The organism is Phaeobacter porticola (assembly GCF_001888185.1).
Lineage (GTDB): Bacteria > Pseudomonadota > Alphaproteobacteria > Rhodobacterales > Rhodobacteraceae > Phaeobacter > Phaeobacter porticola.
This window is the reverse complement of sequence record NZ_CP016364.1, coordinates 3,421,896-3,433,588: the sequence shown is the minus strand read 5'-3', so window position 1 is coordinate 3,433,588 and position 11,693 is coordinate 3,421,896. Positions and strand designations below refer to the sequence as shown.

Annotated in this window: 8 protein-coding genes; 5 read left to right on the top strand and 3 right to left on the bottom strand. The window is 59.8% G+C overall.

Translation table 11 applies throughout. The features are described 5' to 3' along the window. The first annotated feature begins 63 nt into the window (after positions 1–63). The 5 genes from gltB to PhaeoP97_RS16405 all read left to right on the top strand — a co-directional run bounded on the left by gltB (position 64) and on the right by PhaeoP97_RS16405 (position 9,457). Positions 64–4,596 carry a glutamate synthase large subunit gene (gltB, locus tag PhaeoP97_RS16425; RefSeq protein WP_072505988.1) on the top strand — a complete coding sequence of 1,511 codons (4,533 nt, stop codon included), beginning with the start codon at positions 64–66 and terminating at the stop codon, positions 4,594–4,596. Between the two features lie 154 nt (positions 4,597–4,750). After that, positions 4,751–5,521: a monofunctional biosynthetic peptidoglycan transglycosylase gene (gene mtgA, locus PhaeoP97_RS16420; RefSeq protein WP_072505987.1), complete on the top strand. Its 771-nt coding sequence runs from the start codon at positions 4,751–4,753 to the stop codon at positions 5,519–5,521. Positions 5,522–5,587: 66 nt separating this feature from the next. Continuing rightward, complete coding sequence (gene fzlA / locus PhaeoP97_RS16415) at positions 5,588–6,253, top strand: FtsZ-binding protein FzlA (RefSeq protein ID WP_072505986.1); 666 nt, start codon at positions 5,588–5,590, stop codon at positions 6,251–6,253. A 78-nt stretch (positions 6,254–6,331) separates the two neighbouring features. Beyond that, on the top strand, positions 6,332–7,384 hold the full coding sequence (gene queG, locus PhaeoP97_RS16410; RefSeq protein WP_072505985.1) for a tRNA epoxyqueuosine(34) reductase QueG: 1,053 nt from the start codon (positions 6,332–6,334) through the stop codon (positions 7,382–7,384). Positions 7,385–7,450: 66 nt separating this feature from the next. Beyond that, positions 7,451–9,457: a hydantoinase/oxoprolinase N-terminal domain-containing protein gene (locus tag PhaeoP97_RS16405; protein ID WP_072505984.1), complete on the top strand. Its 2,007-nt coding sequence runs from the start codon at positions 7,451–7,453 to the stop codon at positions 9,455–9,457. A gap of 88 nt (positions 9,458–9,545) precedes the next feature. On the opposite strand, the gene msrA is transcribed toward PhaeoP97_RS16405, so the two are convergent. From msrA to PhaeoP97_RS16390, 3 genes are all read right to left on the bottom strand, one after another. Then, positions 9,546–10,067: a peptide-methionine (S)-S-oxide reductase MsrA gene (gene msrA, locus PhaeoP97_RS16400; protein ID WP_072505983.1), complete on the bottom strand. Its 522-nt coding sequence runs from the start codon at positions 10,065–10,067 to the stop codon at positions 9,546–9,548. Next, positions 10,064–10,513, bottom strand: a complete 450-nt coding sequence (msrB, locus tag PhaeoP97_RS16395; protein ID WP_072506537.1) for a peptide-methionine (R)-S-oxide reductase MsrB — start codon at positions 10,511–10,513, stop codon at positions 10,064–10,066. Before msrB ends, msrA begins: the two co-directional genes overlap by 4 nt. A gap of 125 nt (positions 10,514–10,638) precedes the next feature. After that, the gene (locus PhaeoP97_RS16390; protein ID WP_072505982.1) at positions 10,639–11,520 is read right to left on the bottom strand and encodes a DMT family transporter; all 882 of its coding nucleotides are present in this window, start codon (positions 11,518–11,520) and stop codon (positions 10,639–10,641) included. Positions 11,521–11,693 lie beyond the last annotated feature (173 nt).

Here is an 11,693-nt window from a genome sequence, read left to right as displayed (position 1 = left end):
GACAGATATTCTACCGGGCAGGTGCCGCCCCCAAGGGGCCGCCCACCGGAACGGGAGTAAGACATGACAAAATATGATGCAGAATGGGTACGCGCCGAAGAGGCAAAGCGTCAGTGGATGGCTGAAAACGGTCTCTATGCGGAAGAAGAAGAGCATTCTTCCTGCGGTGTTGGCCTTGTTGTTTCGGTCAACGGCAAACGCAGCCGCAAGGTGGTTGAGGCTGGCATCGACGCGCTGAAAGCGATCTGGCACCGGGGGGCGGTTGATGCCGACGGCATGACCGGCGATGGCGCCGGCATTCACGTGCAGATTCCGGCACCGTTCTTCTATGATCAGGTTCGCCGCACCGGCCACGAGCCGCGTGAAGATCAGCTGATGGCGGTTGGTCAGGTCTTCTTGCCGCGTACTGATTTTGGAGCACAGGAACGCTGCCGGACCATCGTGGAAAGCGAAGTTCTGCGGATGGGCTATTACATCTATGGCTGGCGCCATGTGCCGGTGGATGTCACCTGTCTGGGGGAAAAGGCAAACGCGACCCGCCCCGAGATTGAGCAGATCCTGATCTCCAATTCCAAAGGCGTGGATGAGGAAACCTTTGAGCGCGAGCTTTATGTGATTCGTCGCCGGATCGAGAAAGCCGCCGCTGCCGCGCAGGTTGGACAACTTTATATCGCGTCGCTGTCCTGCCGCTCAATCATCTACAAGGGCATGATGCTGGCCGAGCAGGTCGCCGTGTTCTACCCCGATCTGATGGATGAACGGTTTGAGAGCGCCTTTGCGATCTATCACCAGCGTTACTCTACCAATACGTTTCCGCAGTGGTGGCTGGCCCAGCCGTTCCGCATGTTGGCCCACAACGGCGAGATCAACACGCTGAAGGGCAATATGAATTGGATGAAGAGCCATGAGATCCGCATGGCCTCTTCGACCTTTGGGGACTACGCCGAGGACATCAAACCGATCGTTGCAAGCGGGTCATCTGACTCTGCGGCACTGGATTCGGTGTTTGAGGTTCTGGTGCGGGCGGGCCGTTCGGCACCGATGGCCAAGACCATGATGGTGCCCGAAAGCTGGTCCAAACAGGCGGTGGAACTGCCGCAGGCCTGGCGTGACATGTATTCCTACTGCAACTCCGTGATGGAGCCCTGGGATGGCCCCGCCGCACTGGCAATGACCGATGGTCGCTGGGTCTGTGCTGGTCTCGACCGTAACGGCCTGCGCCCGATGCGCTATGTCGTGACCGGGGATGGGTTGGTGATTGCCGGTTCCGAGGCTGGCATGGTGCCGATTGACGAGGCCACTGTCGTCGAAAAGGGCGCGCTTGGTCCGGGTCAGATGCTGGCTGTCGACATGAAAAAGGGCAAGCTGTTCCACGACACCGCGATCAAGAACAAACTGGCCTCGGCCTTGCCGTTTGGTGATTGGGTGAAGAAGATCAACGATCTGGACAGTACGCTTGCCACAGCCACCGAAAAGCCGCTGTTCAGCGGAGATGAGCTGCGCCGTCGTCAGATTGCTGCCGGCTATACCATCGAAGAGCTGGAGCAGATCCTTGCGCCGATGGCTGAGGATGGCAAGGAAACCCTTGCCTCCATGGGCGATGACACGCCTTCTGCCGTCTTGTCGAAAATGTACCGCCCGTTGAGCCATTTCTTCCGTCAGAATTTCTCTCAGGTGACCAACCCGCCCATCGACTCCTTGCGCGAATTTCGCGTGATGTCGCTGAAAACCCGCTTTGGTAACCTCAAGAATGTGCTGGATGAAGACAGCTCTCAAACCGAAATCATCGTGCTGGAAAGCCCCTTTGTCGGCAATTCCCAGTGGGACGAACTGGTTCAGAACCTGAACGCGCCGCTGGCAGAAATCGACTGTAGCTTTGCCCCTGGTCAGGGATCGCTCAACGCAGCCCTTGCTCGGATCCGTGCCGAGGCGGAAGAGGCTGTCAGCTCCGGTGCCGGCCATATTGTTCTGACCGATCAGCATTCGGGTGAGGGCCGGGTGGCGATGCCGATGATTCTGGCGACGTCTGCCGTGCATTCGCATCTGACCCGCAAGGGGCTGCGGACCTTCTGCTCTCTCAATGTGCGCTCCGCCGAGTGTATTGACCCGCATTATTTTGCGGTTCTGATCGGCTGTGGTGCCACTGTGGTGAACGCCTATCTGGCGGAGGATTCGCTGGCCGACCGGATTGATCGCGGCTTGCTGGATGGTAGCCTGACCGAGAATGTCGCCCGCTACCGCGAGGCCATCGACCAAGGTCTGCTGAAGATCATGGCGAAGATGGGTATCTCGGTGATTTCCTCCTATCGCGGCGGTCTCAACTTTGAGGCGGTGGGTCTCTCCCGTGCCATGTGCGCCGAGTTCTTCCCTGGCATGACCAGCCGAATTTCGGGCATCGGTGTGACCGGCATCCAGAGCAAACTGGAAGAGATCCACGCCAAGGCATGGGATAACGGTCAGGACGTTCTGCCCATTGGAGGGTTCTACAAAGCCCGCAAATCCGGTGAGACCCATGCGTGGGAAGCGACCTCCATGCATATGATGCAGATGGCCTGCAACCGTGCCTCGTTTGAGCTGTGGAAGCAGTATTCGGCGAAGATGCAGTCGAACCCGCCGATCCATCTGCGCGATCTGCTGCAGGTGAAGCCGCTGGGTAAGCCGGTGCCGATCGAGGAAGTTGAATCGATCACTTCGATCCGTAAGCGGTTTGTGACGCCGGGTATGAGTTTGGGCGCGCTGAGCCCCGAAGCGCACAAGACCCTGAACGTGGCCATGAATCGAATCGGTGCCAAGTCCGACAGTGGCGAGGGGGGCGAAGATCCGGCGCATTTCGTGCCGGAGCCGAACGGCGACAACCCGTCTGCCAAGATCAAGCAGGTGGCGTCGGGTCGGTTTGGCGTGACTGCGGAATATCTGAACCAGTGTGAAGAGCTGGAGATCAAGGTGGCTCAAGGCGCCAAGCCCGGCGAGGGCGGTCAGTTGCCGGGGATGAAGGTTACCGACCTCATTGCCCGCCTGCGCCACTCCACCAAAGGCGTGACCCTGATTTCGCCGCCGCCGCACCACGATATCTATTCGATCGAGGATCTCGCGCAGCTGATCTACGACCTGAAGCAGATCAACCCGCGCTGCAAGGTGACGGTGAAACTGGTGGCCTCCTCCGGTGTTGGCACCATTGCCGCCGGCGTTGCCAAGGCAAAGGCGGATGTCATCCTGATCTCGGGCCACAACGGCGGCACCGGGGCGTCGCCTGCGACCTCGATCAAATATGCGGGCCTGCCGTGGGAGATGGGCCTGACCGAGGCGCATCAGGTGCTGGCGATGAACAACCTGCGCGAGCGGGTGACACTGCGCACCGACGGCGGATTGCGCACCGGGCGCGATATTGTGATGGCCGCAATGCTGGGGGCCGAGGAATACGGCATCGGGACCGCGGCGTTGATTGCCATGGGCTGCATCATGGTGCGCCAGTGCCAGTCCAACACCTGCCCTGTGGGGGTCTGTACCCAGGATGAGGCCCTGCGCGACAAGTTCACCGGTAATGCAGATAAGGTCGTGAACCTGATCACTTTCTATGCGCAGGAGGTGCGGGAAATCCTCGCCTCCATCGGCGCGCGGTCGCTGGATGAGGTGATCGGTCGGGCAGACCTTCTGGCACAGGTATCCCGTGGCTCTGCGCATCTGGATGATCTGGACCTGAATCCGCTGCTGATCACCGTCGATGGCTCTGCCAATATCGTCTACAACCGCGATAAGGACCGCAACGCAGTGTCTGATACGTTGGACAAGGAAATTGTGCGTGACGCCGCCCGCTTCCTGCAGGACGGCGAGAAGATGCAGCTGTCCTATGCGGTACAGAACACACATCGGACCGTCGGCACCCGTACCTCCAGCCACATTGTCCGCAACTTTGGTATGCGCAACACGCTGCAATCCGATCACCTGACGGTGAAGCTGCAAGGCTCTGCGGGACAGTCGCTGGGTGCCTTTGCCGCACCGGGTTTGAAGCTGGAAGTATCCGGTGATGCCAATGACTATGTCGGTAAGGGTCTGTCCGGCGGTACCATCGTCGTGCGCCCGCCGATGGCGTCGCCGCTGAATGCGAGCGAAAACACCATCGTCGGGAACACTGTTCTCTATGGTGCGACCGATGGCTACCTGTTTGCAGCGGGTCGTGCCGGTGAACGCTTTGCCGTCCGTAACTCCGGCGCGAGCGTGGTGGTCGAGGGCTGTGGCGCCTGTGGCTGTGAATATATGACCGGTGGTATCGCGGTAATCCTCGGCTCCATTGGTGCCAACTTCGGTGCAGGCATGACCGGCGGCATGGCCTATATCTACGATCCCGAGTGCAAGGCCGAAACCATGATGAACATGGAGTCTTTGGTGACCTGTGCGGTGACCGTCGCCCATTGGGAAGATCAGCTGAAAGGTCTGATCGAACGCCATCTGGAAGAAACCGGCAGCCGCAAAGCCGCTGAAATCCTGCAACATTGGGACAATGAAAAAGGCAACTTCCTGCAAATCTGTCCGACAGAGATGTTGAACAAGCTGCCGCAGCCTCTGACGCTTGAGGCTACAGCCGTTCCGGCGGAATAGGCCCCGCCACCTCCTCTGCATGTGCCTTGGATGGGCTCCGACCGCTGCTGTGGTCGGGGCCTTTTCACATCTGGACACCGCGGCTGGGCAATCTCTTGCGGGCGAAGGGATTTCCCGGTTGGAGCAAGCCTGATCTCTGCCGTATAGAGACCTTATGGCGAAGGCAGAAAAATCATCCGGGGCAAGCAAATCCTCGACCAAGGGCAAACTCCGCAGCAAGGCAACTGCGAAAGGCAAGGTCCGCGCAAAGCTCTCGCCCCGTCGCCTGTTGCGGCGCTGGTTGGGACGGGCTGCTTTGGGTTTTCTCGTTGTGACCCTACTGCCGATCCTTCTGTTTTCGGTGATCAACCCGCCAACCACCCATACGATCTGGTCCGAATATCGCCGCCTTGGGGATGTTGATCGTGAGTGGGTGCCGATCGAACATATCGCACCGGCGCTGGGGCGGTCGGTTGTCGCGGCAGAGGATGCCCGGTTCTGCCAGCATTGGGGGCTGGATGCACAGGCCATTCGCGCTGCAATCGCTGACGGTGGTCAACGCGGCGGCTCGACTATTTCGCAGCAGGTGGTGAAGAATGTCTTTCTCTGGCAGGGCCGCAGTTGGTTTCGCAAGGCACTGGAAACGCTGATGACCCCGATGGTTGAGGCTGTCTGGACGAAGAAACGGATTCTTGAGGTTTATCTGAATGTTGCCGAAATGGGCGAAGGTGTTTTTGGCGCCGAAGCTGCCGCACGACATTATTTCGGTATCGGCCCGGATGAGCTTAGTCGCAGACAATCAGCGTTATTGGCGGCCGTATTGCCCAACCCCAAGGAGCGATCCGCTGCGAAACCCAGCGCATTTATGCGCAAACGGGCAGCCCAGATCATGGATGGTGCGGCCACCATTCGCGCAGATGGCCGTGCGGCCTGTTTCGAGGATTGAAACTTCTGTCGCTTCGGGGCATTGCTGTCTGACCCCAGCCATCTGCTACAGGAGACCCGCAGTTCCATGGCCCGCCTCTATCATGTGCCCCTTTCCCCCTTTTGTCGCAAAGTGCGCCTGTCTCTGGCCGAAAAGCGGATCGAGGTTGAGCTGGTTGAGGAGCGTTACTGGGAACAAGAGGCGGATTTCCTGCGCCGCAACCCTGCTGCTAAAGTTCCGGTAATCCGTCTCGATGGTAAGCTGATGGCCGAAAGCGCGGCGATCTGCGAATATCTGGAAGAAACCCGCCCGGACCCGTCGCTGATCCCGAGCGACCCCGAAGGCCGTTATGAGGTGCGTCGTCTGGTCAGTTGGTTCGACGACAAATTCCACCATGAGGTCACCTCCAAACTGCTCTATGAGCGGGTGAACAAAAAGGTGACAGGGCAGGGCTATCCTGACAGCGGCAACGTCAAAGCGGGCGCCCGTGCAATCAAATACCACCTCGACTATCTGGCCTGGCTGCTGGATCACCGCCGTTGGTTGGCGGGCGATCAAATGACATTGGCGGATTTCGCAGCCGCGGCTCATCTGTCGTCGCTGGACTATATTTCGGACGTGGATTGGAACCGTTCGGCGGTGGTTAAGGATTGGTACGCCAAGATCAAATCGCGCCCGGCCTTTCGCTCGATCCTTGCCGATCAGATCCCCGGTTTCAGCCCGCCGGCCCATTACGCCGACCTGGATTTCTGATAGGCGTGGGTAAGGGGGCTGTCTGCCCCCTCTTGCGCCCTTGGGGCGCAATGCACCCCCGAGGATATTTCTAGCCAGATGACCGAGATTTCCAGCATCAAGGACAGGTTGGTTGCGCAGGCCCTCGCTGAAGGCTTTGTGGCGTGCCGGATCTGCCGCCCATGGGACGTGCCGGAGGTGCCAGGCCGCCTGAAGGCGTTTCTGGAGGCCGGGTATCATGGGCAGATGGGCTGGATGGAGGAACGCTCTCATTGGCGTGGTGACCCGGCCCAGCTGTGGCCAGAGGCGAAATCCGTGATCATGCTGGCCGAAAGCTACACACCTGATGTTGATCCGATGGAGGTGATCGGACAGGCAGATCGTGCGGCGATTTCTGTCTATGCGCGCAACAAGGATTACCATGACCTCGTCAAAAAGCGCTTGAAGCGGTTGGCGCGCTGGCTGATTGCCGAGGCTGCGGGCGACGGTGAAACTGCCGGTGTGAAGGTGTTTGTGGACACAGCGCCGGTGCCGGAGAAACCTTTGGGGCAGGCCGCGGGACTTGGCTGGCAGGGGAAACACACAAATCTAGTCAGTCGGGATTGGGGCAACTGGGCCTTTATCGGGTCTGTCTTCACCACACTTGATCTGCCTGTTGATGAGGCCGAGCGGGACCATTGCGGGTCGTGCAGATCTTGTGTGGCAGCCTGTCCGACAGATGCATTTCCTGCGCCCTATCAGCTGGATGCGCGACGCTGTATTTCATATCTTACGATTGAACATCGGGGCCCGATCGACGAGGCACTGCGCGCCAAGCTGGGGAATCGGATCTATGGATGCGACGATTGTCTGGCGGCCTGTCCCTGGAACAAATTTGCGGTTGCTGCCAGCGATATCCGCTATGAGGCACGGCCAGAATTCAACGCGCCACGGCTTTCTGAGCTGGCGGCCCTCGACGATCCGGGGTTTCGCGCATTGTTCTCCGGCTCACCGATCAAGCGGATTGGACGGGACCGGTTTGTACGCAATGTGCTCTATGCGATCGGCAATTCGGGCCTGCCACATCTATTGCCTGCGGCCCGCAACCTAATCGAGGATCCTGACCCGACTGTGGCGGATGCCGCGCGCTGGGCTGTACAGCGCCTGATATGACGCAAACAGGATGGACCGGTCGCCTCCATACGCTAAACCGGTGGCTATGCGAATGGAGGGTAGCGGATGGCGCTTTTGCTGGGGGTGGATACGGGCGGAACCTATACAGATGCGGTGTTGATCCGTGACGAACAGGAGGTGCTGGCAACTGCCAAGGCACTGACCACGCGTCAGGATCTTGCCATTGGCGTCGCTGAGGCCGTTGCGGCCGTACTCAAAGAGGCCGATGTTGCCCCCGGTGATGTTGCGCTGGCGGCACTGTCGACCACGCTTGCCACCAACGCTTTGGTGGAGGGGCAGGGTGGGCGTGTGGCCCTGGTGTACATCGGTTTTGCGCAGACGGATGTTGATCGCCATGGATTGCGTGATGCGCTGAAGGGCGATCCTGCGCTGATTGTTGCTGGTGGTCACAACCATGCCGGAGGCGAGGCGGCGCCACTGGATGTCGCTGCCTTGCGCGCCTTTCTGAAACAGCAGGGGGCGCATGTCAGCGGCTTTGCTGTTGCGGGGCAATTCGCCACCCGAAATCCCGCTCACGAGCTGGAGGTTGCGCGTATCATCGCCGGTGAAACCAGCGTTCCTGTCACGTGTTCGCATCAATTGTCGGCGCGGCTCAATGGGCCGAAGCGGGCGTTGACCGCCGTGCTGAACGCGCGATTGATCGGCATGATTGACCGGTTGATTGGCCGAGCCGAGGCCTGCCTGGTTGAGCTTGGCGTAACGGCACAGATGATGGTCGTACGCGGGGATGGGGCGCTGATGTCGGCGACCCAGGCGCGGGCACGACCAATTGAAACCATTCTCAGCGGGCCGGCGGCTTCTCTCGTCGGGGCGCGTTGGCTGACCGGCGTCGACCGGGCGCTGGTCAGCGATATTGGCGGCACCACCACTGACGTTGCCTTGATCGAAAACGGCAAGCCCAAGATCGACCCTGCTGGGGCAGAGGTTGGCGGCTTTCGCACTATGGTGGAGGCTGTCGCCATGCGTACCAGTGGTCTGGGGGGCGATAGTCAGGTGCATTTGGTCGCCAGCGGCATGGCTGGCGGCATCAGTTTGGGTCCGCGTCGTGTGCTGCCGATTTCATTGCTGGCGCTGACCGCACCAGACGTGGTGCACGCAGCTTTGGATGCTCAGCTGCGCGCACAGACAGTGGGCGAGTATGATGGACAATTTGTGCGTGCGGTTGCCGGGCAGTCTGCCGTTGGCCTTGGGGATCGCGAGGCACGGGTGCTGGCGCGTATTGGCGAGGCCACGCATCCCGTCGGCGCGGTGCTGCGGACACGTATTGAACAGGGGGCCCTAATGCGGCTGGTGGACCGGGGGCTGGTGCAGATCTGCGGGGTTACGCCGTCTGATGCAAGTCATGTCCTGGGGCGATTGTCTGCTTGGGATCGCGAGGCGGCGGACAAGGCTCTGACCCTCTTTGCGCGACGTCGGGTCGGGTCAGGTGATCGCCTGACCGCTGATGCTGCCAGCCTGGCGCAAATGATCATTGATCAGTTGACAGAACAGACTGCTTTGACCTTGTTAGAGACCGCTTTTGCCGAAGAGACCAATCCCTTTGGCCTGCCGCCCGATCAGCTTGCGCGGCATGTCCTGATGCAACGTGGTCTGTCCCGGCATCGGGGTCTGGTGGCCCTTCAGTCGGGGTTGAACATTGATGTTGTCGGTCTTGGGGCCTCGGCGCCCAGCTACTATCCCGCCGTCGGCGAGCGGCTGAATTGCCGAATGATCCTGCCTGAACATGCAGGCGTGGCCAATGCTATCGGTGCCGTGGTCGGACGGATCATCATGCGTCGCAGCGGCACTGTGACCGCACCTGAGGAGGGCAAGTTCCGTGTCCACCTGCAAGCCGGTCCGCAGGATTTTGCGGCCTCAGAAGAGGCGTTGTCTTTGCTCGAAACCCAGCTGCGCGGTGAAGCCCGTTCCGCCGCCGAGGCCGCCGGGGCGCAGGATATCTCTATCCAGGTGGAGCGAAATATCCGGACCGCACAGGTCGAGGCAAGGGAGGTCTTTGTGGAGGCGTTCCTGACGGTGGAGGCAAGCGGTCGCCCGCGTATCGCCACGACATGACTTAACAGTGCAAATGGCTCTGCATGTCTGAAACTGCCCCTGCGTTGGCGGGGGCAGTTTGAGGTCATATTTGTTCGGCCGGGCCTGCTTACTCGGCTGCGGTTTCATTTCGGCGGGGCAGAACCCAGTCGGGGCGGGCAAAATGGCAGGTATAGCCACCAGGCTGCCGCTCCAGGTAATCCTGATGCTCCGGCTCGGCTTCCCAGAAATCACCCACTGGTTCGACTTCTGTCATCACTTTGCCGGGCCACAGGCCTGAGGCATCGACATCTGCAATAGTGTCTTCAGCGATCTGTTTCTGGGGCTCGTCCACGTAGTAAATAGCAGAGCGATAGCTCATTCCCAGATCGTTGCCCTGCTGGTTCACGGTGGTCGGATCATGGATCTGAAAGAAAAACTCCAGCAACGCACGATAGCTGGTCTGACTTTGGTCAAAAATGATCTCGATCGCCTCGGCGTGGGTGCCATGGTTCTGGTAGGTTGCGTTGGGCACGTCGCCGCCGGAATATCCGACTCGGGTGCTGATGATACCGGGACGTTTGCGGATCAGGTCTTGCATGCCCCAGAAACACCCACCGGCCAGGACGGCACGTTCTGTCGTGCTGCTCATCGTATATCCTCCACTTGGTCTATATAGTTGCCGTATCCCTCGGCCCGCATATCGTCCAGATGCACGAAACGCAGAGAGGCGGAATTGATGCAATAGCGCAGCCCGCCACGATCCGCTGGCCCGTCAGGGAACACATGGCCCAGATGACTGTCACCATGGGTCGAGCGGACCTCGGTGCGGATCATACCCAGGGTACGGTCCTCTAGCTCTTGCACATAGGTGGTTTCAATCGGTTTGGTAAAGCTGGGCCACCCGCAGCCGGATTCGTATTTGTCTGAAGACGCAAATAGAGGTTCTCCCGATACGATATCGACGTAGATGCCGGGCTCTTTATTGCCTAGCAGCTTGCCGGTTCCGGGGCGTTCGGTGCCCGATTTCTGGGTGACGTAGTATTCTTCTTCCGAGAGGGCCGAAATGGCGTCGGGGTCTTTGGAATAGCTGCGCATCATGTCCTCCGATCTTTTGTATTCTGCTGTAAATGGGGCCGCAGGGCGCAAAAGCAAAGCTGTATTTCAACGGCTCGCAATTGCGTGTGTGCGGGAACGGTACAGGCGGCGGAAAACCATTGGTATCAAGAGGCGTTGCTTTGCGCCGATTGGCGCGCAAGTTGAACCGCCAGAATACCGATGGTGACAATGGCGACGCCGACAACGTCCAAAAGCCCCAACTGCTCGCTCAGAAGCAGGCTGGCGACCGCGACCCCAAAAACGGGGTTGAGAAAATGGAAGGTTGCAGCCCGCACGGCGCCGATCCGGTTTAGCAGCAGCACCCAGATAAACGTCGCGGTCAGCCCGGGTACCACGGTGGTGTAGACAAACGCCAACCCCAGCGGCCAGCTTGGGGTCAGCCGAAAGGTTTCGACCATTGGCGCGACGACAAACAGTACGGCGGAGCCGACCAGCATTTGCAGGCCAACCACCATCATATAATTGCCGCCAGAGGTTGCGCCGCGCAGGGCCAAGGTTGCCAGTGTCAGGGCGACCACCGCAATTCCGCAGAGCATTACACCGAAGAGATCCACACCGGCACTGATGCGGGTGCCCATGATCAGGGCGACGCCGACGACGCCTGCCAACAGTCCGGCGATACCAAGGGGGGGCAGTTTTTCGCCGTAAAACATCCATAGCGCGACGGCGACAAGCATCGGCATGGTCGAGGCGATGATCGCCGCCAGCGAGGCTTCGATGCTCTCCATTGCGACGAAATTCAGGCCAAGATAGAGCGCGTTCTGACAGATCCCGAACACCACTGTGGCGCGCAACTGTCCGCGTGTTAGCCGCCAGCTCTGACCCAGGTACCGTGCGACGGCGACGCCGATCAGTCCCGAAATCAAAAACCGAAAGGCCAAAGAATACAGCGGCGAGGCGTCCTGTACGATAATCCGCGCCGAGGTAAAGGCCGAGGACCACATGAGAGCAAAGGCAAGGCCCATGGCCAATGCGCGCAAATCCATGGTGTGCCCCCCTGACGGTCAGATGCCGCGCCATCTGGGGCGGTCGCGATATGTTTAGCAAGGCAAGCATTCGCTGGGAACCTGATTTTTCAGAACCTCAGCGCAACCGCGGCCTTTCATCGGCAAGGCAGGGATGCAAAAGAAAAGGGCCGCCCAGAAGGCGGCCCGAAACG